This is a genomic window from Duganella sp. 1411, assembly GCF_017833525.1.
GTDB lineage: Bacteria > Pseudomonadota > Gammaproteobacteria > Burkholderiales > Burkholderiaceae_D > Rugamonas.
The window spans coordinates 2,196,846-2,219,129 of the sequence record NZ_JAFICD010000001.1 but is presented as its reverse complement, the minus strand read 5'-3'; the positions used below and the strand labels follow the sequence as shown (position 1 = coordinate 2,219,129).

Genomic DNA, 22,284 nt, shown 5'->3' with positions numbered 1-22,284 from the left:
CCACATGGTCGGCCAAGTCGTCTTACTGCATACTTACCGGTAACACCACCGTTACACGCCAATGCGTGCGTCGCCGGCGGCTCATCGATGGCGGATTACGGCGTTCCGCCTAATCCGCCCTACGTGGAACCGTGGTATTCACGCGCTACTCTCATTCGCCGCTGTCGTCGTCATCCGCTTCGTCGGCGCCGTCTTTGACGCCGCGCGCGCGGGCCGCGTCCGTATCCGCCTTGAGCTTGGCCGCGTTGGCCATGAACTGGTCGACACTGCGGTCCGCGCTGCGTTTGACCTCCGGCGGCAGCAGCACCGACATGTACAGCTCGTCCGCCGCGCGCCCCGAACCCTGCAGATTGGTCATCAGCATCAAACCGGCGCCGGCTAGCATCATGACCGTGGCCGTGATGGCGAAACGCCTCGGATGGTGCGGCTTGATCGTCGTCAGGTGGAAGAACAGCATGCCGCAGACGATCGCCAAGGTCACCAGATTGCCATAGCGCGTGAACCCTTCGGCCGACCACGCGTACGCCATCACGCTGCTGCCGGCGCGCCACAGCCCGACCAGCGCCAATCCGCCGCCTAATATGAACAGGTGCCGGCCCATGCGCGCGTGGCTGCCGAACAGCCGGTTGGCCAGTGCCCACACGCCGCTCCACAGCAATCCCGCCGCCAGGCTGGACGCGAGCACCAGCAGATAACGGATCAGCGCGAACGGTTCGACATCCGACAGCCACGCTTCCGCGCAGCTGAAGAAGGCGATCAGCACCAGGCCGATCGTGGCCGGAACCGCGCCCTCCCAGCTGTGCATCGTGGTGTCGGCGATTTCGGCCGGCACCGGGAAGTCGGCCGCGCGGATGCGCAGGCGCGTGTGGCCGAGCCGCACCACCGTGTCGCCGCCCAGCACCACCTCGGTCTGGCGCTTGCCCCGGGCGTAGGTGCCGTTCTTGCTGCCGAGATCGCGCAGCACCAGCTTTTCCTGGTCGTCGATGTCGACGATGGCGTGCGCGGCCGCGCTGTGGGCATCGTCGAGGATGATGTCGTTGTCGTAGCTGCGTCCCAGCCGGATCGGCAAGGTTTCCGCTTTGTGGCGGTGTATGACGTCGCCGTTGCGGGCGAGGATTTCAACGAAGTAGGGGGCTTTCATTGCGCGCCTCCCGTGGCCGGCTTGACGGCGGCTGTGGCTTTTTTGTCGACCGCTCCGGTGGCCGGTTTGCTGGCCGGAACGCGGGCGGGCACCGGCGCATTGCCCGGCGCCGGCGCCAGCGACAGCGATTCGAGGAACACGCGCGACAGGCGCATGCCGTTGTCATACGAGACGCCGCGCGCGTCGAGCCGGCTTTGCAGGCTCATCAACCCTTGGTCGGTGCTGGCCGTCAACAGCGCAAAGTCGTACAGGCCGGCGAACTTGCGGTAGGCGCGCACGCACAGCACGGCGCGCAGCGGCACGTTTTGATTGTTGACGAACGATTCGGTGCAGTTGGGGCCGGTCAAACGGGTGTCCTTGTTGCTGCCGAAGTGTTCGTTCTTGAACGAGGCGCTGGCCAGTTGCGCGAAACGCACCTTGTCGAGGCCGGTGCCGCGCAGGAACTGGTGGCGGATGCTCAGCTGTCCCGTTTGCAGCGAGCCGCTGACGAAGATCGCCGATTCCATCGCGCAACTGGCGTCGTCGACGGTGAACGGTTTGTCGGCCTTGACGTTGGAGCGGCCCCAGCAGCGCATCTGCTCGGACTCGCGCACCGGCACCATGTACGGTCCCATCGGTTTCAGGCTCAGCGGGCTGGACAGCAATTGATCGACCATCGCGCGCTGGTGGCTCAGCAGCTGGCCGGCCACCACCGACGTGAAGTCGGCCGGCGCCTTGGCTTGTTGCTCGACCTTGCGCAGCAGGTCCTGGGCGAAGCGGGCCGGCACCAGGAAGCTGACCAGCTCGCCATCGAGGCGCTTGGAGACGTTGACGCCGGCCACCGAGCCATCGACCGTCACGCTGGGGCCGCCGCTCATGCCGGAGTTGATCGGACCGGTGAACATCAGCTGGTCGTAGAAGCCGCGCGCGATGACGCCGTTATAGGCGCCCTCGGAAATGGCGAAACCCAGGTCGAGCGGATTGCCCATCGAATACAGATACTGGCCTTGCGTCAGGCGCGCCAGCTGCTCCGGCATCTTGAAGAAGCCGGTGCCGTTGCGGCTGACGCGCAGCACCGCCAAATCGTGCAGCACGTCGACCGCCAGCAGCTCGACATTGCCGCGCTGGCCGCTGGTGTCGACCCATTCGCCGACGTAGGTGTCCGGATCGAGCGCGAACTGCGACACCACGTGGTAATTGGTGACGACCAGGTTGCTGGTGCCGATCAGGAATCCCGAGCCGACCGACGACTGCGTGCGCCCGCTTTTGAGCAGCGAGCGCACTTGCAGGATGTCGTTCTTGGCTGACGCGTACAGATGCTGGGCCGCGCTCGACGGCGGCGGCAGCGGCGCCGTATCGGCGGCGGCCGCCGTCTCGGCGGTGCCGGGCGCGGCGGGTGGGGCTGGAGAGGCGGGCGCGGCCGGCGGCGGCTTGCCCTTGGCGGCGGGCGCGGTGGCGGTGGTCGCGGTCGTCGAGGTGGCGGCGGTGGCCGCGTTGGCGGCGGCCAACGTCGGCGCGGTGGTGTGGGCAGTGGTGGGAGCCGCTAGCGCGCCAGCGCAGGCCCCGGTCAAGGCGATGGATGTGGCAAGCGCGGTAAATTTCATGCAATCCTTAGATCGTCAACCTCAGAGCGCGCCGTCTTCCACGGCGGCGGGCGTCAGCGGCGTCATCATATGGCCCAGCTTGGCGGCCTTGGTGTTCAAATAATGCTGGTTGAAAGCGTTGCGGTTGACCAGCAGCGGCACGCGCTCGGCCACCTCGATGCCCAGTTTGGTCATCGCATCAATCTTACGCGGATTATTGGTCATCAGGCGCAGGCTTTTGACGTCGAACTGGGCCAGCATCGGCTTGACCAGCCCGTACGTGCGCTGGTCCGGCTTGAAGCCCAGCTGTTCATTGGCCTGGACCGTGTCGGCGCCGGCCTCTTGCAGGCGATAGGCGCGGATCTTGTTGATCAGGCCGATGCCGCGGCCTTCCTGGCGCAGGTACAGCAGCACGCCGCGGCCTTCGGCGGCGATCTTCTTGAGCGCGCCCTCGAGCTGGGCGCCGCAATCGCAGCGCTGGGAGAACAGCACGTCGCCGGTCAGGCATTCCGAATGCACGCGCGCCAGCACCGGCTCGCCGTCGCCGATATCGCCCAGCACCATGGCCAGATGCTCCTTGCCGGTGGCTTTTTCAACGAAGGCGTGCAGCGTGAACTGGGCCCAGGGCGTCGGCAACGCGCAAGAAGTCATGTAGTCCAATTCGTCTTTTGCCGGGGTATCCGCGCTCTGCAACATAGCTATGCTCTTCAAATATTGATGATGTAATAATTAAAAAAGGCGCGCCGGGCTGTTCGAACAGACCCGGCGCGCCCTTCATCATACCAAACCTGGCGAAAAATTATTTTAGGCCGGCCTCTACTTCACTTTGGCAACTTAGTTTGGTAAATCAAACAACAGCACTTCGGCATCGGTCGCCTGTTCCAGCGTGACCAGGTTCTCCGCCGTGATCTTGAGCGCGTCGCCACCCTTGAGCGCGGTGCCGTTGACCGCGACGTCGCCACGGATCACGTGGACGTAGGCGATACGGCCGGTCGCCAGCTCATGCTTCAGGCTGTCGCCCGAGCCCATGATCGTGGCGTAGATCGCCGCGTTCTGGTGGATCAGCACCGAGCCTTCGCGGCCGTCGTTCGAGGCGATCAACCGCAGCCGGCCTTGTTTGCTCTCCGGCGTGAAGTGCTTTTCCTCGTAGCTGGGAGGAATGCCCGCTTCGCTCGGCTGTATCCAGATTTGCAGGAAGTGCACCTGCTCCTTCTGGTCGCCGTTGAACTCGCTATGGCGCACGCCGGTGCCGGCGCTCATGCGCTGGACGTCGCCGTAGTGCAGCACCGAACCGGTGCCCATGCTGTCCTTGTGCTCCAGAGCGCCGCTCAGCACGTAGGAGATGATCTCCATGTCGCGGTGGCCGTGGGTGCCGAAGCCCTGGCCGCCTTGCACGCGGTCTTCGTTGATCACCAGCAGCGGGCCGAAGCCGACGTGCCTTGGGTCGTGGTAGCTGCCGAAGGAGAAGCTGTGGTGGGAGTTGAGCCAACCGTGATTTGCCAGGCCGCGTTCTTCACTTTTACGAATTTCCAACATGATGAGCTCCGTTTCTTCAGTTATTTTCAAGGTTGTTGTTCAGCTGATGTGCGATAATTTTGAAAGCTGTTTCGTCGCTGTTCACTCGTCGCCGCATCCATGAATCACAGTATAGACCCCTGTTTCCGGATTAAAAAACGGAAAATTTACCCATCTACTATCGAAAAAATCGAATGCTCAGATTAAGCCTTGAAGCGCTGCAAATCGTCGACGCCATCGACCGCCGTGGCTCGTTCTCGGCCGCCGGCAAGGAATTGCACCGCGTGCCGTCGACCATCTCTTATACTGTGGGCAAGCTGGAGGACGATCTGGGCGTCCAGGTGTTCGAGCGCAACGGCCCGCGCGTGGTGCTGACGGCGGCCGGCGTCGAGTTGCTCAAGGAGGGGCGCTACCTGCTCAAGGCCGCGCAGGACCTGGAGCACCGGGTGCGGCGCGTGGCCTCCGGCTGGGAGACCGAGCTGGCGGTATGCATGGATTCGATGTTTTCGCCGAGCATGTTCCTCGACGATATCAGCGCCTTCTATCAGGTCGCCCAACAGACCCGGCTGCGCATCCTGCAGGAAACCCTGTCCGGCGCCTGGGAGGCGCTGCTGGACCGGCGCGCCGATTTGCTGGTGGGCGTGGCCGGCGACGGTCCGGCCGGCGGCGGCTACGTGTCGGAGCCGATCGGCAAGGTCGAGTTCGTCTTTGCGGTGGCGCCGTCGCATCCGCTGGCGGCGGTCGAGGGCAAGCTCGACCGCGTGCATTTACAACAATACCGGGCCGTCAGCGTTGCCGACTCGGCCCGCCAGCTGGCGCCGCGCACGGTCGGCCTGTTGCTGGGACAGGACACGCTGACCGTGCCCGACATGAAGACGAAATTGCAATTCCAGCTGGCCGGCACCGGCTTCGGTTTCCTGCCCGAGCCGTGCGCGCGCGCCGCCATCGACGCCGGCTTGCTGGTGGAAAAACAGGTGCAGGAGCCCAAGCCGGCCGAAACCTTCTACCTGGCCTGGCGCGGTGGCGAGCACGGCGCCGCGCTGGACTGGTGGATGGCCCGCATGCGGCAGCCGGGGCTGTTCGAGCGGCTGTTGCAACATTTGCCCCGGCACGCGCCATCCGTTTGACGCGGCGCAGGGAAGCGGCGGGGGTGAGCCCCGCACGGCTCCACAATGTTGACCAACGCCAACAGTTTCGGAGTACCATAGCGGCATAACTGACTGTTTTTGCTGGATCATTGATGACCGCCCTGATCTCCATCCCGCCCGTTTTCCTGCATCCGCTGGCCGACCGCAACGGTCACCCCGGCGCGCTGCTGCTTGACGCCGGCGTGCTGGAGCGCTTGGGCGGTCCGGCCGCGTTGCCGCAGACCGTCGCCGGCGTGCTGGGCGAACTGGCCGGCGGCCTGATGGGCTGCTACTACCGCGCCGGGCTCGACGGCGCCATCGCCGCGCAGTTGGACCAGGCCGGCTGGAAGCGGCTGCCGGCCGACAAGCTGCACCGCGCCGATGGCGAGCTCTGCAATGCGATGCCGTCCAGCGCGACCTGGGTCGAGGGCGAATGGTTCCTGGCGCCGCCGTCCAAGCCGGTGGGCAGCCAGGTGGCCTCGCGCGCGCTGGCGCTGCATCTGGTGCAACTGGTCTCGGCCGACGCCGACACCCACGAAATCGAAGCGGTGCTGCGGCAAGACCCGACGCTGTCGTATCACCTGCTGCGGCTGGTCAATTCGCTGGGCATGGGCGCCGGCCGCCGCGTCACCAGTTTTTCGCAGGCGATCCTGATCCTGGGGCGCTCGCAACTGCGGCGCTGGCTTAACCTGATGCTGTTCTCGTCGCGCGAGGGCGACCGCCGCTCGCCGATGCTGCTGGCGCGCGTGGCGGTGCGGGCGCGGGCGATGGAACTGCTGGCCAGGGACGCCGGCCTGGGCAAGTCGCGCCAGGAGCAGGCGTTCATGGTCGGCATGTTCTCGCTGCTGGGCGTGTTGTTCGGCATGCCGCTGCCCGAAGTGCTGCAGCCGTTGACGATGAGCGAGGCCGTTCAGCAGGCGCTGCTGGCGCACGAGGGCGAGCTGGGCGACCTGCTCGGCGTGGTCGAGGCGGCCGAGCGCGACGACGAGGCCGCGCTGGCGTCGCGTCTGCAGGCGCTGCAGATCGACACGGACGGCTTCAACCAGGTCGTCGCCGACGCCTACCTGTGGATGCAGACCGTGGCGTCCGGCAAAACGGGCCAGTCCCATGCTTGACGCGATCGAGCGTTGCCTGGCGCTCAGTCAGCGGGCCCGCGGCGAGCAGGGCGAGGCGCTGGCGCGCACGCTGGCCAGCCTGGACGCCGCGCTGGCCGAGGCGCGCGCGGCGATGGCGCCGTCGGTCGACGCCGACGACCACGCCGTGCTCGAGCTGGACCTGACCGGCTACCTGACGGCCTGGAGCCCGGGCGCGACGCGCCTGTTCGGCTACGAGGCCGACGAGGCGCTGGGCCGGCACGTGCTGTTCCTGTACGCCGAGGACGACGACGACGGCAACATCGCCGAGCTGTATTTCGACGCCGGCGGCGAGGCCGGCGCCACCGCCGAGGTGCGCCGCCGCAAGAAGAACGGCGAGATCATCTGGGTCAAGATGCATATCTTCATGCGCCACGACGACAGCGGCGAGCCGGCCGGCATGCTGGTGCGGCTGGCGCAGGTGGACGAGGCGCTGTCGGCGGCCGACAAGATCAACCTGCACGCGCGCATCATCGAGGACAGCGACCAGGGCGTGCTGATCACCGACGCCAACGAGCGCATCGTCTCGATCAACTCCTCGTTCACGCGCATCACCGGTTACTCGCCCGAAGAATCGATCGGCAAGACGCCGGACCTGCTGCGCTCGGGCGTGCACGACGCCGAGTTCCGCGCCAAGGTGCGCGCGGCGATGCGCGGCGCCGGGCCGTGGCGCGGCGAGATCATCGGCAAGCGCAAGAACGGCGAGCTGTTCCCGCAGTCGGTGACGATCAGCGTGGTGCGCGACGAGCATGGCCAGATCAGCCACACGTTCTCGCTGTTCTCCGACATCAGCGAGCACAAGGACGCGCAGGCGCGCATGCAGCGCATGGCCAACTACGACGCGCTGACCGGCCTGCCCAACCTGTGCCTGCTGACGCAGCTGGTGGGCCAGGCGATGACGGAGAACCGGCGCTCGCAGGAGCACGGCGCGATGCTGGTGCTCGAGATCACCCGCGTCGGCGCCATCAGCGACACGCTCGGCAGCGACATCGGCAACGAGCTGCTGTGCGAGATCGGCCGCATGTTCCGCGCCACGCTGCGCGAGGCCGATGTGCTGGCGCGGCTCGACGGCCACAAGTTCGCCGTCGCGCTGCTGCACATCGACAAGCGCGAACACGCCGCCATCGTCGCGCAAAAGCTGCTGGCGACCCTGGCCGCGCCGATCCGCATCGCCTCGCACAGCCTGCAGGTGGGCGCGCACATCGGCATCACCGTCTACACCGAGGACGGCACCGACGTGCCGACGCTGATCCGCTACGCCGACGTCGCCATGAACAAGGCGGCGCAAAACATCGAGGCCGATTTCCTGTTCTACAGCGAGGAGATGAACCAGCGCGCCAAGGAGCACCTGCGGCTCGAGAGCGAGTTGCGCCAGGCGCTGGTCAACGACGAGTTGCTGCTGTACTACCAGCCCAAGGTGAGCCTGCGCAGCGGCCGCATCGTCGGCGCCGAGGCGCTGCTGCGCTGGCGCCATCCGGTGCGCGGGCTGGTGTCGCCGGGCGTGTTCATCCCGGTGGCCGAGGAGAGCGGCCTGATACTCGACCTGGGCACGTGGGTGCTGGAGCAGGCCTGCCGCCAGATCCGCGACTGGCGCGAGGACAACCTGATCATGCCGCCGGTGGCCGTCAACCTGTCGGCGCGGCAGTTCGACAGCCAGCTGCCGCAGCGCATCGCCGCGGTGCTGGAGCGCCACGGCGTGCAGCCGGACCAGATCAATCTGGAAATCACCGAAAGCCTGCTGGTGCGCGGCACCGACAACGTCATCGCCATCATGAACGAGCTGGTGGCGATGGGCATGTCGCTGGCGCTGGACGACTTCGGCACCGGTTATTCCAGCCTGGCCTACCTGAAGAAATTCCCGATCAGCACCCTCAAGATCGACCGCTCGTTCGTGGTCGGCCTGCCGTACGAGGAAAACGATTGCGCCATCGCGCGCGCGATCGTCACGATGGCGCAGCAACTGCGCCAGGAGATCGTCGCCGAGGGCGTGGAGACGGTCGAGCAAATGAGCTTCCTGCGCGCGCTGGGCTGCGACCAGCTGCAGGGCTATCTGTTCAGCCAACCGGTGCCCGCCGTGGAATTCGCCGCGATGTTGCGGGAAGGCAAGCGATTGGCCTTCGGCACGCGGGTTTAGTTGCTGGCGCGTTTGATAGAAGCGCGAGTTATGGCACGTTTTGAATAAAAGTGCCAAAATCGGGGTGCTATTTTGGCAAGCTGGCTCACTCGACTATCCTCAGGAGACTTCTATGCAAAAACGTACCTTTCTGATGCGCGCCACCGCCGCCGTGGCGTTCGCCGGCCTGGCCCTGGGCGGCTGCACGACCACCACCACCGACGCCAAGTCCGACCCGGCGGCCGTCAAGACGGAGATCGAGCGCGGCTCCTACGACACGCTGGAGCGGCTGTACAAGGAAGTGAAGGGGTCGCGCGAGCTGGTGCGCAAGTCCAGCGGCGTGCTGGTGTTCCCGCGCGTGCTGGCGGCCGGGCTGGTGGTCGGCGGCGAGTACGGCCGCGGCGTGTTGCGCACGGGTGGCCAGACGGCCGATTATTACAGCATGACGTCGGTGTCGGTGGGGTTCCAGGCGGGCGCGCAGTCGAAGGCGGTGGTGCTGTTGTTCATGACGCGGGAAGCGCTGGATAAATTCCGCAACAGCAAAGGCTGGACGGCCGGCGTCGACGGCTCGGTGGCGTTGCTGAAGGTGGGCGCCAATGGCGAGATCGACACCACCACGGCGACGGGGCCGGTGCAGGCGCTGGTGCTGACCAACGCGGGATTGATGGCCAACCTGAACCTGGAAGGCACGAAGATCAGCAAGCTGGCGCTGTGAGGCGTAAGCGGGCGTAACCACGGATCCGCCTGCACGCGCCGCCGGCGACGCATGCATGGCGGATTACGCTTCGCTAATCCGCCCTACGTGGTTCAGAAGAATGTTTGGGTTGCGGGCGCTCGCGCGAAAAATGCTGGCCGTCGGCGCCGGTTACGGCTACCCTTGCGGTTTTCATGATCACGAGGAACACGATGAGCCGCAACATCCTGGACGAAGCCCACCTCCATCCCGCCATCCGCGAGCGCGTCGGCGCCTACCGCCGCGACCTCGTCACCGAGGTCCAGGCCGCCATCGCCGCCAACACGGTGGTGGTGGTCGGCATGGGGCTGAACCCGTTTCCGCGCAAGGCGCGCCAGCTGCTCGACGCCAACGGCACACCCTACAAATACCTGAGCTACGGTAATTACTTCTCCGAATGGCGCCCGCGCACGGCGCTCAAGATGTGGACCGGCTGGCCGACCTTCCCGATGATTTTCGTCAAAGGCGTGCTGATCGGCGGCGCCTCCGATCTGCACAAGCTCATCCAGAGCGGCGAGTTCGCGCGCATGGTGGCTTGATGCTGACCTTGCCGCTGCGCCTGCAGCCCGGCGACGACGTGCGCGCCGCCGTCGTCGCCGCCTTGCTGGCCAGCGGCCACCAGGCCGGCTTCGTGCTGCAAGGCATCGGCAGCCTGAGCGCCGCGCAACTGCGCTACGCCGGCCAGCCGCAGCCTACGGCGCTGCGCGGCGACCTGGAAATCCTCACGCTGGCCGGCTCGATCGCGCCCGACGGCGCCCATCTGCACATGTCGGTGTCCGACGCGAGCGGACAGGTGCTCGGCGGCCATGTCGCCCCGGGCTGCGTGGTGCGCACCACGGCCGAATTGCTGCTGGCCTTGTTGCCCGACCATCGCTTCAGCCGCGAACACGATCCCCGCACCGGCTATCCCGAACTAAAGATCAGCTAGTCATCAGTTAGTCCGGATCGACCTCGTCGTTGATCTTCTCGGTCAACGTCCGCAGTTGCTCGGGCACCGCGTCGAGGTGATAGCGCACGGTGTGGGCTTGCTGGCCCTCGTCGACCTCCAGGTCGTACTGGAAATCCCAGGACTTCGGCTCGGTTTTGACCAGCTTGTCCGGCAGCGCGAAAAAATCGCAGGCCTGCACCAGCTGCTGCATCTGCTCGGCCTGGTCGTGCGGCAGGCACGCCAGATCGACGGTGCGCGTCTGGGCGCCAGCCGGTCCGGCGAAGCCGCCGGTACATCGTAGTTTCATCCGCATCATGCTTCCTTTCAGATCACGCCGACTTTCGTCCACGCGTCGCGCACCGCCTGCTGTTCGGTCGAACCGGCGCCGTACAGCAGCTCGGCGGACTGCATGGTGGCCTTGGCCATGTCGGCGAACGTGGCGTTGGACGTCAGCAAGGCCAACGACTTGTACCAGATCGGGCCGGCCTTGTCCCATGAATTGCCTTTGAGCGCCATGCAGGCCACGTAAAAAGCGTGGTTCGGAATGCCCGAGTTGGTATGGACGTCGCCGTCCTCGATATATCCGGCCATCGTCTTGGGTTGGTCATCGCCGGACCAGGTAAGTTCCTTGTTGCCCGGATCGGCCATCGAGCGCAGCGCCTTGCCGACAGTCGGCCCCATGATGCCGGCGCCGATCAGCCAGTCGGCCTGCGCGCTGCTCTGCTTGAGTTTCCACTGCTTGACCATGCTGCCGAAGACGTCGGAAATGGATTCGTTGAGCGCGCCGCTCTGGTCGTCGTAGACCAGGCCGCCGGGCACGGCGTTCTGCGTCAAGCCGTGGGTCAATTCGTGGGCGATGACGTCGATGGCGCCGGTGAAGCCGAGGAACAGTTTGCCGTCGCCGTCGCCGTAGACCATTTGCTGGCCGTTCCAGAACGCGTTGTTGAATTTCTTTTGATAGTGGACGGTGGAATCGAGCCGCACGCCCTTGTCGTCGATCGAGTTACGCTTCAACACCTCGAACAGGAAATCATAGGTGGCGCCGGCGCCGTCGTAGGCCTGGTTGACGGCCACGTCGGCGCTGGGCTTGGCGCCTTCGCCGCGCACCAGTTTGCCCGGCAAAGTGGCCTTGTTTTTCGCATCGTAGACGGTGCGGCGTTTTTCGCCGGTGGTGGTGATGCCGAACGCCGTGGTCGGCTGCGCCACCGAACGCTGGCCGCGCAAATGGGCCGACAGCTCGGCCTGGTCCAACAAGACGCAGCGTTCGTGCTCATCGGTCGCTTCGTCGGCCAGCACGCGCAGCATTTTCGACGAGATGATGAAACAGGTGCAGCGATATGGGTGGGGCGACATGGCGTTCTCCTCTGTTAGCGATAAGTGACTTTATACACGGAATCGGAATTTTCCGACGTCACCTATTGCAATCAGAAAGCCTGACGGCGCAGCGGATCGAGCAGGGCGCGCAAGTCATTGTGGTCGAGCTCGTACATCAACGCGATCAGCGCGCCCAGCTCACCGGCAGGGAAGCCCTCGCGCGCGAACCAGCCGAGGTAATGGCCGGGCAGGTCGGCGATTTTGCGGCCCTTGTATTTACCGTAAGGCATTTCACGCGTCAGCAGCAGCGCGAGTTTTTCAGAATCCATGGTCAGCTTGTCGATCAATCATTGGGGTCAAATCATTGGGGTCAAGTCTAACATTCCAACACGAGCTGAAGTGTCGCGCATCCATCTTTGCGTGTAGAGCAAATATGTTCTGCGTTTTCGTGCCTTTTTCTCAGCAGGCAAACTCCGGATACTGCATGGCATCAACTTATCAGGAGTGTAGTCATGCCACTTGCCTTGCTGGCGCTGACCATCAGCGCGTTCGCCATCGGCACCACCGAATTTGTCATCGTCGGCCTGTTGCCGACCATCGCCGCCGATTTGGGCGTCAATCTGCCATCGGCCGGACTGCTGGTCAGCCTGTACGCGCTGGGCGTGGCGGTCGGCGCGCCGGTCCTCACCGCGCTGACGGGCAAGCTGCCGCGCAAGACCTTGCTCGTTTCGCTGATGGTGCTGTTCACCGCCGGCAATCTGCTGGCCTGGAAAGCGCCCGGCTACGAATCGCTGGTGATCGCCCGCATCCTGACCGGTCTGGCGCACGGCGTGTTCTTCTCGATCGGCTCGACCATCGCCACCTCGCTGGTGCCGAAGGAGAAGGCGGCCAGCGCGATCGCCATCATGTTCACCGGTCTGACGGTGGCGCTGGTGACCGGCGTGCCGCTCGGCACCTTCATCGGCCAGCATTTCGGCTGGCGCGAAACGTTCCTGGCCGTCTCCGCGCTGGGTGTGATCGCCTTTGTCGGCAGCCTGCTGTTCGTGCCGAAGACGATCCAGCACAGCAAGCCCGCCTCGCTGCTGCAGCAAGTCAAGGTACTCGGCGAGCCGCGCCTGCTGCTGGTGTACGCGATGACGGCCGTCGGCTATGGCGGCACCTTCATTGCCTTTACCTATCTGGCGCCGATTCTGCAGCAGATCTCCGGCTTCGGCGCCAGCGCTGTTGGGCTGGTGATGCTGGTGTACGGCGTTTCGGTCGCGGTTGGCAACATCTGGGGCGGCAAGCTGGCCGACGCGCGCGGCCCGGTGGGCGCGCTGAAGATCATCTTCCTCGGCCTGGCCGCGGTATTGCTGGTGGTAACGTTCGTGGCGCCGTTCAAGTGGCTGATGCTGATCACGGTGCTGGTGTGGGGCGCCTTCGCCTTTGGCAACGTCGCCGGCTTGCAGGTGTACGTGGTCCAGCAGGCCGAGCACTTCACGCCGCGCGCGGTCGATGTGGCGTCGGGCCTGAACATCGCCGCCTTCAATCTGGGCATCGCCGGCGGTGCCTGGGGCGGCGGCCTGATCGTCGAACACCTGGGCCTGGTGCACACCGGCTGGATCGGCGCGCTGGTGGTGCTGGGCGCCTACGGCTTGACCGTGCTCAGCGGCCGCCTCGACCGGCTCCACCCGCGTGCGGCCGTGGCGGGCGAGACCAAGCGCACCCGCGTCGCCGCCCACTAAAACTCCAGGGTCAGGTCCACCAATTCTACACGGCCTCTGCCGTAGCGGCTGCCAGCGTTGGGCTCGTGTAGAAATGGCGGACCTGACCCCGGATCTGTCTTACAATGTTTTTTTTAAACTAAGCCCAGGTCCGCCCCCATGGCCCATCTTTACCCTACCGGCTGGCGAGAGATGGCCGTCACCGGCACCGCCGCCCGCGAGATCGAGACGCTGGCCTACCTCGAGTCGACCCTCGCCAGCACGCCGTATCGCGTTTATCACGGCGTCCATTGGACCAATGTCGAGAACGGCTTTTCGGCCTTCGGCGAGATCGATTTCATCGTCGTCGCGCCCAGCGGCAGGGTGCTGCTGATCGAGCAGAAGTCCGGCTTCCTGAACGAGACCGGGGAGGGCCTGGTCCGTAACTACGAGGGCAAGCCGCGCAAGGTGGTCAACCATATCATGCGCTCGATCAAAGGCTTGCGCGAACGCTTCGGCGGCGAGCTGTCCATCGATTACCTGCTGTACTGCCCGGACTACACCGTGCGCGACCCGCAATTGGCCGGCATCGATCCGCACCACATCATCGATGCCACCAACAAGGACCGCCTGGCCGCCGTCATCCGCGAAATCCTGCCCGTCGACGATGCCACGCCCGGCGACCAGTTCGACAAGGTCACGCGCTTCCTCGGCAACATGCTAAGCCTGCGGCCCGATCCCAGTTCGATGATCGGCAACGCCGCCAAGATGGTCGCGCGCCTGTCCGGTGGCCTGGCGACGTGGGCGCGGCGGCTGGAGTTCGCGCCATTCCGCCTGCACGTGGTGGGCACCGCCGGCAGCGGCAAGACCCAGCTGGCGCTGGCCGAATACGCCGCCGCCATCGAGGCCGGCCTGTCGCCGCTTTACGTGTGCTACAACCGCCCGCTGGCCGACCATATCGAGCATCTGGTGCCGCCCGGCGGGCGGGTGGCGAGCTTCCACATGCTGAGCGACGCCTTCATGCGCGCCCGCGACCAGGTGCCCGAATACGGCGCGCCCGGCGTGTGGGAGCGCATCGAGGAGCTGATGACCGCCTCGCCGCTGCCCGCCGATTGGCGCTACGATGTGGTGATCGTCGACGAGGGCCAGGATTTTTCGCCGGCCTGGCGCGATATCCTGCTGCGCATGCTCAAGGACGACGGCCGCGCGATCTGGCTCGAGGACCCGAACCAGAACCTGTACGGCCGCGAGATGGTGCCTTTGCCGGGCTGGGTCACGCTGCACTCGGACACCAACTACCGCAGCCCGCGCCAGATCGTCGACATGCTGGCCACGATAGGCGCGACCCGCATGCCGGTGGAGGCGGGCAGTCCGTTCAAGGGCGCCGACATCGAGGAGTTGATGTACCCGGAGGGCGATACCGAGGCGATGCTGGCGCAAACCCGCAAGGCCGTCACCCTGTGCCTGGGCGCCGGCTTCGCGCGCCACGATATCGCCATCGCGTCGTTTCGCGGACGCGAAAAATCGACGATCCTCCACCTCGATAAGCTCAGCGACGCCCACACCCTGAAGTCGTTCACCGGCGAGTACGACTTGTTCGGCATTCCCCAATACCGGGAAGGCGGATTGCTGGCCGAATCGGTGTACCGCTTCAAGGGCCAGTCGGCGCCGGCGGTGATCTTCACCGAGATCGATTTCGCCGAGATCGACGAGCGCGTGCTGCGCAAGCTGTTCGTCGGCATGACACGCGCCAGGCTCAAACTGGTGCTGGTGCTCAGCGAGCGCGCCGAACAACAGCTGCTCGACCGGATCTGAGGCGGCCGGCCTACGCGCAGCGCGGCCGCGCCGGATTGCCCATCACCGTGACGCCGGCCGCGACGTCGCGCGTGACCACGCTGCCGGCGCCGATCAAGGCGTCGTCGCCGATGGTCACGCCGGGCATGATCAGCGCGCCGGCGCCGATCCAGACGTTGCGCCCGATGCGGATCGGGCGGCCGAACTCCAGCCCTTGCGCGCGCAGCGCCGGATCGCGCGGGTGGTCGGCGGTGAGGATTTGCACGCCCGGGCCGATCTGCGTCATGTCGCCGATGTCGACCTGGACCACGTCGAGGATCACGCAGTTAAAGTTCATGAACACGCCTTGGCCGACCCGGATGTTGTAGCCATAGTCGCAGTGGAAGGGCGGCCGGATCACGGCGCCCTCGCCGACACCGCCGAAACGCTCGACCAGCAGTTGGCGCTGTTCTTCGGGCGTCAACCCGCGTTGGCGGTTGTAGCGCTCCATCCAGTCGCGCGCCGCCGTTTGATCGGCCTGGATCTCCGCGTCGGCCGCGTTGTAGAAATCGCCGGCCAGCATTTTCTGTTTTTGCGTTGGTTCCAATTGGGCTTCCTTTGAGTTGAATCGTGCAAGAACGTGCACTGTCGTAAACGCGACAATACCCAGATATCATTCATATTGCAAAGAGTTTACGACAAAACACGCCGTACGACCCAGTGGCGACTTCTGATTGTTTATGCACGGTTATGCATGGTATGATCGTGCATGACCTCAATTCTTCCCCTCGAACGCCGCGCCGCCATCGCCCAACGGCTGGCCGACGGCCTATCCGTCTCCGCCGCCGCGCTGGCCGCCGAATTCGCCGTGTCCGAAGACGCCGTGCGGCGCGACCTGCGCGCGCTGGCGGCCGAAGGCCTATGCCAGCGCATCTACGGCGGCGCGCTGCCCACCGTGCCGGCGGCGCAGCCGATCGCGGTGCGCAAGCAAACCGCGCAGCGTCAGAAGGCGGCGCTGGCGCGCGCCGCGGCGGCGACGGTCCTGCCCGGGCAGCTGATCTTCATCGATTGCGGCAGCACCAACCTGCCCATCGTCGACTTTCTGGACGAGGACCAGAACCTGACGGTGGCGACCAACTCCATCGACGTCGCCGCCGCCGTGCTGCGCCGGCCCGGCCTGCGCCTGATCCTGGTCGGCGGCGTGGTCACGCCGGCGCTGGGCGGCAGCGTCGATGCCGGCGCCATCGCCACGGTGTCCGCGATGAATATCGACCGCCTGTTTTTGGGCGCGTGCGCGGTGGCCGCGTCCACCGGCGTTAGCGCCTTCGATCCCGCCGACGCCCAGTTCAAGCGCGCGCTGGTCGCCGCCAGCGCGCACGTCTCGGTGCTGGCGACGAACGAGAAGCTGGGCACCAGCGCGCCGTTTCGGGTGGCGCATGTCAACGGCATCGGCGATTTCATCCTCGAGCATGACGTGCCCGCCGCCGCGCTCGAGCCGCTGCTGGAAGCGGACGCCGTCGTGTCGAAAGCGCAGCCCTGGAACGCGCCGTGAGCTGAGCGCCCGCCCACCGGCGCGGACGGCGGTGTATATTGGCGGCGATTTGAATCACTTGCCGCTGGATAACCCTCATGTCTGCTGTTTCGCTGTTTTGCCTGGTCTTCGCCTATTTCGCCTTGCTGCTGGCGGTTGCCTGGCGCACCTCCCGCAACGCCACCAACGACAGCTTCTTCATCGGTAACAAAAGCAGCAACTGGATGCTGGTCGCATTCGGCATGGTCGGCACTACACTGAGCGGCGTCACATTCATCAGCGTGCCGGGCGCGGTCGGCCGCGACGGCTTCGGCTACCTGCAGGTGATCCTCGGCTATGCGCTCGGCTACGTCGCCGTCGCCTATATCCTGCTGCCGCTGTACTACCGCCTCAAGCTGACGTCGATCTATCATTATCTGGATGTGCGCCTCGGCCGGCGTTCATATCAGAGCGGCGCCGCGTTCTTCATCCTGTCCCGCACCCTGAGCGCCTCGGCGCGGCTTTATTTGGTCGTCAACATCCTGCAGATCACCATCCTCGACGCCATGGGCGTGCCGTTCTGGCTGACGACCCTGGTGATCCTGGCCATGATCCTGCTCTACACCTACGAGGGCGGCGTGAAAACCATCGTCTGGACCGACACGCTGCAAACCACCGGCATGGTTGTGGGGCTGGTGATCTGCGTCGCCTGGCTGCTGCACGACATGGACCTGAGCCTGCCCGAGAGCCTGGCGCAGATGCACGCGCAAGGCTTGACGCGGGTGGTCACCACGTCGGTCGACAGCCCGGCCTATTTCTGGAAGCAGGTGCTGGCCGGCTTTTTCATCGTGCTGGCGATGACGGGCATGGACCAGGAGATCATGCAGAAGAATATCTCCGTCAAGACCCTGCGCGACTCGCAAAAGAACATGCTGATGCTGACGGTGATCCTGTCCGCCGTGCTGGCGCTGTTCATGTTCCTCGGCGGGCTGCTGTACCTGTACGCGCCCACGGTCGGCCTGACGGCCAGCGGCGATAAGATCTTCCCGGCCGTCGTCATGGGCCACATGCCGGCGGCGCTGCAGCTGATCTTCTTCGTCGGCCTGGTATCGGCGCTGTTCCCCAGCGCCGACGGCGCGCTGACCGCGCTGACGTCGACCTTCTGCATCGACATCCTCGGCCTGCAGCGCCGTACGGACTTGGCCGAAGCGGCCACGGTGCGGCTGCGCCACCGCGTCCACCTGGGTTTTTGCGCGCTGTTCCTGCTGCTGGTGCTGATGTTCAAATGGATCGACAATGCCAGCATGGTGGGCCTTGTGCTGAAGCTGACCGGCTATACCTATGGCCCGTTGCTGGGACTATTCGCCTTCGGTATCCTGACCCGGCGCGCGGTGCGCGACCGTTGGGTGCCGCTGGTGGCGCTGGCCGGCCCGGCGCTGTGTTATGCGATTGATGTCAATCAAAAATTACTATTCGGTAACTATCGTCTGGGCTTGGAATTGCTTATCATGAACGGCTTGCTGGTGTTTGGGGGCTTGCTCCTGATATCGGTGCCGGGACGGCGCAGGCCGCATGCAGTATGATCTTGTAAATTACGCAATCACTTGGAGTATCAATGGCCCGATCCCCGTTTTCCTATCTCCGTAGCGGCTTCGCTTTCTTCTGGCGGGCGCTCGACGCCGGCCGCCGCACGATCCTGAACCTGCTGTTCCTGGTGTTGCTGATCGCGCTGGCCTATGCGATCTTCGGCGGCGGCTTCAAGCCGCTCGGCCCCAAGACCACCCTGGTGCTGGACCTGAAGGGGCAATTGGTCGAACAGTCCAACGTCAACGCGCGCGAAGCGCTGCTGAACACCGCGCGCGGCGGCGAGGCGCACAAGATGATGCAGCTGCGCGATGTGCTGATGGTGCTCGACACGGCCGCCAAGGATCCGTCGATTGGCGCCGCCGTGCTGCTGACCGACGAAATGGAAGGCGGCGGCCAGGCTACGCTGCGCGAAGTGGCGGCGGGCCTGGAGAAGTTCAAGGCGGCCGGCAAGCCGGTGGTGGCCTGGGGTTCCAGCTACGACCAGCGCCAGTATCTGCTGGCCGCCCACGCCAACGAGGTGTATATGCACCCGATGGGCATGGTGCTGATGGAGGGCTTCGGCCGCTACCGCAACTACTACCGCGACGCGCTCGACAAACTGGGCGTGACGGTCAACCTGCTGCGCGTGGGCACCTACAAGAGCTTTGGCGAGCCGTATGTCGCCAACGGCCCGTCGCAGGCGGCCACCGAGGCCGAATCGTATCTGAACAACGCGCTGTGGACGTCCTACACCACCGACGTCGAGAAGGCGCGCAAGCTGCCGCAGGGGCAGATCATGAAGACCATCAACGACCTGCCGGCCCAGGTGGCGGCGGTCAATGGCGACATGGGCAAGCTGTCGCTGTCGGCCAAGCTGGTCGACGGCCTCAAAACCCGCGATGAAATCCGCCAGATGATGATCAACCGCGGCGCGCTCGATGCCGAGGGCAAGAGCTTCCGCCAGGTCGGCTTCGACGAGTACCTGGCGCGCGTGCCGAACAAGCTCACCGGCGACGCCGTCGGCGTGATCGTGGCGCAGGGTGAAATCAGCGACGGCAGCACCGGTCCGGGCGCCATCGGCGGTGATTCGACCTCCAAATTGATACGCGCCGCGCGCGAGGACCATGGCATCAAGGCCGTCGTATTGCGGGTCGATTCGCCAGGCGGCAGCGCCTTCGCCTCGGAGTTGATCCGCCGCGAGCTGGAACTGACCCGCGCCGCCGGCAAGCCGGTGGTGGTCTCGATGGGCAACGTGGCCGCTTCCGGCGGCTACTGGATCTCGATGGCGGCCGACGAGGTGATCGCCGATCCGAATACCGTCACCGGCTCGATCGGCGTGTTCGCGATTCTGCCGACCGCCGACAAGGTAATCGACAAGTTGGGCATCCACACCGCCGGCCAGCCGACCACCTGGCTGGGCGACGCCGGCAATCCACTGCGTCCGCTCGATCCGCGCTTCGCGCAGGTTATCCAGGGGAGCATCAACCATATCTACGCCGAGTTCACGACCCGCGCGGCCAAGGCGCGCAAGACGACGCCGGAGAAAATCGACGCGGTGGCGCAGGGCCGCGTGTGGACCGGGGCGCAGGCGAAGGAGCGTGGTCTGGTCGATACGCTGGGCAGCTACAACGATGCGCTGAAGTCGGCGGCCAAGCGCGCCAATCTGGGCGGCGATTTCCGCGTGGTGTATATCGAGCGCGAGACCAGCAAGTTCGATCGCGTGATCGATATGATCGGTGGTTCGGCGGCGCAGGCGGTGGCCAAGGCGATCACCAAGCAGGTGAATCTGGGTGTGGCCGCCAGCACCGGTCTGCCGCCAAGCGCGGCGGCCGGTATCGCCAGTGACCTGGGGTGGTTGTCGGAGTTGACGGCGTCGCGTAAGCCGTTCACGGCGATTACGCATTGTTTGTGCGAGTCGCCGTAATCGGCATGGGCCGTCGGTAACGCATGCATGGCGGATTACGCTTCGCTAATCCGCCCTACGTTTGGCTGCCAGCGGTAGCGTGATTTCGAAGCTGCTGCGGCCATCGGCCATCAGCACGCAGCGCGCCTCGCCGCCATGGCGTCGCGCGATTTGCCGCACCAGCGCCAATCCCAGGCCGGCGCCGCTGTTGTCGCGGGTATTCCTGCGACGATAAAACGGTTCGAACACCCGCTCGAACTCCGTCTCCGGAATCCCCGGCCCGTCATCCCACACCGTCAGCACCGCCATGCGCTCGGCACTGCCAATGCGCACGTTCGCCGGCGGCCTGCCGTGCCGGTGCGCGTTCTCCAGCAGATTGCGCAACAAGCGCCGCAGCAAGCGCGGATCGCCCTGCATGACGGCCGATTCGCCGTCCAGCACCGCGTCGTCGTAGCGCGCGCATTCCTCCGCCGCCAGCGCCAGCAAATCGAGCTCCTCGAACTCCGTATCGTCGACCACCGCGCCCAGGCGGCTGGCCAGCAGGATCTCGTCGAGCAGTTCATTGAGTTCGGCGATATCCTGTTCCAGGCCGGCGCGGCGCTTTGGATCGACACCGTCCTTGATCAGTTCCAGCGCCAGCCGGATGCGCGCCAGCGGCGTGCGCAGTTCATGCGAGGCGTTGGCCAGCAGCGTCTTGTGCGCGCCCACCAGCTGCTCGATCTGGTCGGCGGCGCGGTTGAAGCTGAGCGCCAGCCGCGCCACCTCGTCATTGCCCTCGACCTGCACCCGCGCCTTCAAATCGCCCGCGCCCAGCGATTCCACGCCGTGCTGCAGGCGCTCGATTCGCCTGGTCAGCCCGCGCACCAGCGGAAAGGCGGCGATGCCGATCCCCACGGCGAGCAGCAGCAGCGCGTTGTTCAGCATCGCCTTGGGCCGCGTGAAGCCCAGCGGTTCGCTCGACAGCAGTTTGCGCCCATCCGGCAGCCGCACGAACGATTCCGGCGGTGGCCCGGTGATGCCGCGCTGGCGCCAGTGGCGCGCCGGGATCTGGTCGCCGACCACCGCCAGCGTCTTCCAGTCGCGCGTATAAAGCGTCATGTGTGCGTTGAGGCCCTTGGCCACGTTTTCGAGAGCCGCCTGCTGCTGCTCGCGCGGCGCGTCCGGCGGCGCCAGCACGTTCTGCATCACGTGCGACAGCGTGACGTTGGAGCGCTCCAGCGGGCCGCCGCTGCGGCTCCACACCTGCCGCACGGCCAGCGAGAACAGCAACAGGATGACCAGTATCGCGACGTAGAAGCGGAAATACAGGCGCGGCAGGCCGAGGTTCAGTCGCTTCATCAATCCTGCACCTTGGCGAACAGGTAGCCGGCGCCGCGCACGGTGATGATGCGGCGCGGTTTTTTGGGGTCGTCCTCCACGGCGGCGCGGATGCGCGACATGTGGACGTCGATGGAGCGGTCGAACGCTTCGATCGGCTCACCCTTGAGCAGCTCCATCAGGCTGTCGCGCGAGAGCACGCGGCCGGCGTGGCGCGCCAGCACCAGCAGCAGGTCGAACTGGTAGGCGGTCAGCTCACAGGGGACCCCGTCAAGCTTGGCGGAGTGCGAATCGGGATCGATCTCGAGCCGGCCGAAGCGCAGGAAGTGGCCGCGCGCGACCGATCCCGCGCTCCGGTTCGCGCTGTCCAAATGACCCAGATCGACGCGGCGGCGCAGGATGGCGCGCAGCCGCGCCAGCAGCTCGCGCGGCTCGAACGGTTTGGGCAGGTAGTCGTCGGCGCCCATCTCCAGGCCGACGATGCGGTCGATGGCGTCGCCGCGCGCGGTAAGCATCAGCACCGGCACGTCGGAGACGGCGCGCGCCTGGCGGCAGACCTCCAGGCCGTCCATATCGGGCAGCATCAGGTCGAGCACCACGGCGTCGGCCTCGCCGGCGGCGATGTGGCCGACGGCCGTGCGGCCGTTGGGCGCGTGCGTGACGCGAAAGCCGGACTGGCTCAGATATTCGGTGAGCATCTCGGCCAGGCGGGGATCGTCCTCCACCAGCAGGATGCGGTCGTTTGTCGTGTTCATGCGGTTCATTCTACGGACCGGGACACGGCTTCACAAGCTCCGTCATCGCCCGTCATGTCCATGATTCAAAGGGCCAGTTTGCCGCGCCGGCATGTCGCTGGAATGTCAAATCCGTAAAGAAATGTAAAGCGGTGTGAACGCCCCGTGGGGAAAACCCGGGATTTGTAGCGAGTTTGTAACCCGGGGTTGCAGGCGACTGACAGGGCAGGGTG

The 22,284-nt window shown here is 65.6% G+C and carries 21 protein-coding genes; 11 read left to right on the top strand and 10 right to left on the bottom strand.

The window, feature by feature from the left end:
* Positions 1–151 precede the first annotated feature (151 nt).
* The 4 genes from JOD97_RS09165 to JOD97_RS09150 all read right to left on the bottom strand — a co-directional run bounded on the left by JOD97_RS09165 (position 152) and on the right by JOD97_RS09150 (position 4,239).
* Positions 152–1,141 carry an FHA domain-containing protein gene (locus JOD97_RS09165; RefSeq protein ID WP_209715560.1) on the bottom strand — a complete coding sequence of 330 codons (990 nt, stop codon included), beginning with the start codon at positions 1,139–1,141 and terminating at the stop codon, positions 152–154.
* A complete protein-coding gene (locus JOD97_RS09160) occupies positions 1,138–2,724 on the bottom strand; it encodes a serine protease (protein ID WP_209715557.1) in 1,587 nt (528 codons plus the stop codon). The genes JOD97_RS09165 and JOD97_RS09160 overlap by 4 nt, the downstream gene beginning before the upstream one ends.
* Positions 2,725–2,745: 21 nt before the next feature.
* Positions 2,746–3,399, bottom strand: a complete 654-nt coding sequence (gene ribA, locus JOD97_RS09155; protein WP_209715554.1) for a GTP cyclohydrolase II — start codon at positions 3,397–3,399, stop codon at positions 2,746–2,748.
* 138 nt (positions 3,400–3,537) lie between these two features.
* The gene (locus JOD97_RS09150; RefSeq protein WP_209715551.1) at positions 3,538–4,239 is read right to left on the bottom strand and encodes a pirin family protein; all 702 of its coding nucleotides are present in this window, start codon (positions 4,237–4,239) and stop codon (positions 3,538–3,540) included.
* A 173-nt stretch (positions 4,240–4,412) separates the two neighbouring features.
* On the opposite strand from JOD97_RS09150, the gene JOD97_RS09145 reads away from it, so the two are divergent.
* From JOD97_RS09145 to JOD97_RS09120, 6 genes are all read left to right on the top strand, one after another.
* Positions 4,413–5,345: a LysR substrate-binding domain-containing protein gene (locus tag JOD97_RS09145; protein ID WP_209715548.1), complete on the top strand. Its 933-nt coding sequence runs from the start codon at positions 4,413–4,415 to the stop codon at positions 5,343–5,345.
* 113 nt (positions 5,346–5,458) lie between these two features.
* The gene (locus tag JOD97_RS09140) at positions 5,459–6,460 is read left to right on the top strand and encodes an EAL and HDOD domain-containing protein (protein ID WP_209715545.1); all 1,002 of its coding nucleotides are present in this window, start codon (positions 5,459–5,461) and stop codon (positions 6,458–6,460) included.
* Entirely contained in the window at positions 6,453–8,612 is a 2,160-nt protein-coding gene (locus tag JOD97_RS09135) for a bifunctional diguanylate cyclase/phosphodiesterase (protein WP_209715542.1), read from the top strand. Before JOD97_RS09140 ends, JOD97_RS09135 begins: the two co-directional genes overlap by 8 nt.
* A gap of 112 nt (positions 8,613–8,724) precedes the next feature.
* Complete coding sequence (locus JOD97_RS09130) at positions 8,725–9,306, top strand: YSC84-related protein (RefSeq protein ID WP_209715539.1); 582 nt, start codon at positions 8,725–8,727, stop codon at positions 9,304–9,306.
* 191 nt (positions 9,307–9,497) lie between these two features.
* Positions 9,498–9,863, top strand: coding sequence for a glutaredoxin (locus JOD97_RS09125; RefSeq protein ID WP_209715536.1), 366 nt, complete (start codon positions 9,498–9,500; stop codon positions 9,861–9,863).
* Positions 9,863–10,252, top strand: coding sequence for a PPC domain-containing DNA-binding protein (locus tag JOD97_RS09120; RefSeq protein WP_209715533.1), 390 nt, complete (start codon positions 9,863–9,865; stop codon positions 10,250–10,252). The genes JOD97_RS09125 and JOD97_RS09120 overlap by 1 nt, the downstream gene beginning before the upstream one ends.
* A gap of 7 nt (positions 10,253–10,259) precedes the next feature.
* Here the strand turns inward: JOD97_RS09120 and JOD97_RS09115 are convergent, their stop codons facing one another.
* The 3 genes from JOD97_RS09115 to JOD97_RS09105 all read right to left on the bottom strand — a co-directional run bounded on the left by JOD97_RS09115 (position 10,260) and on the right by JOD97_RS09105 (position 11,895).
* Positions 10,260–10,559 carry a protealysin inhibitor emfourin gene (locus JOD97_RS09115; RefSeq protein ID WP_229264242.1) on the bottom strand — a complete coding sequence of 100 codons (300 nt, stop codon included), beginning with the start codon at positions 10,557–10,559 and terminating at the stop codon, positions 10,260–10,262.
* Positions 10,560–10,576: 17 nt separating this feature from the next.
* On the bottom strand, positions 10,577–11,605 hold the full coding sequence (locus JOD97_RS09110) for a M4 family metallopeptidase (RefSeq protein ID WP_209715527.1): 1,029 nt from the start codon (positions 11,603–11,605) through the stop codon (positions 10,577–10,579).
* Between the two features lie 71 nt (positions 11,606–11,676).
* The gene (locus tag JOD97_RS09105; protein WP_209715524.1) at positions 11,677–11,895 is read right to left on the bottom strand and encodes a DUF3820 family protein; all 219 of its coding nucleotides are present in this window, start codon (positions 11,893–11,895) and stop codon (positions 11,677–11,679) included.
* A gap of 183 nt (positions 11,896–12,078) precedes the next feature.
* Here JOD97_RS09105 and JOD97_RS09100 point away from each other — a divergent pair, with 183 nt between their 5' ends.
* Positions 12,079–13,290 carry an MFS transporter gene (locus tag JOD97_RS09100; protein WP_209715521.1) on the top strand — a complete coding sequence of 404 codons (1,212 nt, stop codon included), beginning with the start codon at positions 12,079–12,081 and terminating at the stop codon, positions 13,288–13,290.
* A 138-nt stretch (positions 13,291–13,428) separates the two neighbouring features.
* Complete coding sequence (locus JOD97_RS09095; RefSeq protein ID WP_209715518.1) at positions 13,429–15,063, top strand: ATP-binding domain-containing protein; 1,635 nt, start codon at positions 13,429–13,431, stop codon at positions 15,061–15,063.
* Positions 15,064–15,073: 10 nt separating this feature from the next.
* Here the strand turns inward: JOD97_RS09095 and JOD97_RS09090 are convergent, their stop codons facing one another.
* Positions 15,074–15,604 carry a sugar O-acetyltransferase gene (locus JOD97_RS09090; protein ID WP_373999831.1) on the bottom strand — a complete coding sequence of 177 codons (531 nt, stop codon included), beginning with the start codon at positions 15,602–15,604 and terminating at the stop codon, positions 15,074–15,076.
* A 186-nt stretch (positions 15,605–15,790) separates the two neighbouring features.
* Between JOD97_RS09090 and JOD97_RS09085 the strand changes: the two genes are divergently transcribed.
* From JOD97_RS09085 to sppA, 3 genes are all read left to right on the top strand, one after another.
* Positions 15,791–16,573, top strand: coding sequence for a DeoR/GlpR family DNA-binding transcription regulator (locus JOD97_RS09085; protein WP_209715511.1), 783 nt, complete (start codon positions 15,791–15,793; stop codon positions 16,571–16,573).
* Positions 16,574–16,650: 77 nt separating this feature from the next.
* Positions 16,651–18,114: a sodium:solute symporter gene (locus JOD97_RS09080; protein WP_209715508.1), complete on the top strand. Its 1,464-nt coding sequence runs from the start codon at positions 16,651–16,653 to the stop codon at positions 18,112–18,114.
* A gap of 32 nt (positions 18,115–18,146) precedes the next feature.
* On the top strand, positions 18,147–20,021 hold the full coding sequence (gene sppA / locus JOD97_RS09075) for a signal peptide peptidase SppA (protein ID WP_209715505.1): 1,875 nt from the start codon (positions 18,147–18,149) through the stop codon (positions 20,019–20,021).
* Between the two features lie 45 nt (positions 20,022–20,066).
* Here the strand turns inward: sppA and JOD97_RS09070 are convergent, their stop codons facing one another.
* Positions 20,067–21,338: a HAMP domain-containing sensor histidine kinase gene (locus JOD97_RS09070; RefSeq protein ID WP_209715502.1), complete on the bottom strand. Its 1,272-nt coding sequence runs from the start codon at positions 21,336–21,338 to the stop codon at positions 20,067–20,069.
* Positions 21,338–22,072, bottom strand: a complete 735-nt coding sequence (locus tag JOD97_RS09065) for a response regulator (RefSeq protein WP_209715499.1) — start codon at positions 22,070–22,072, stop codon at positions 21,338–21,340. The genes JOD97_RS09070 and JOD97_RS09065 overlap by 1 nt, the downstream gene beginning before the upstream one ends.
* Positions 22,073–22,284 lie beyond the last annotated feature (212 nt).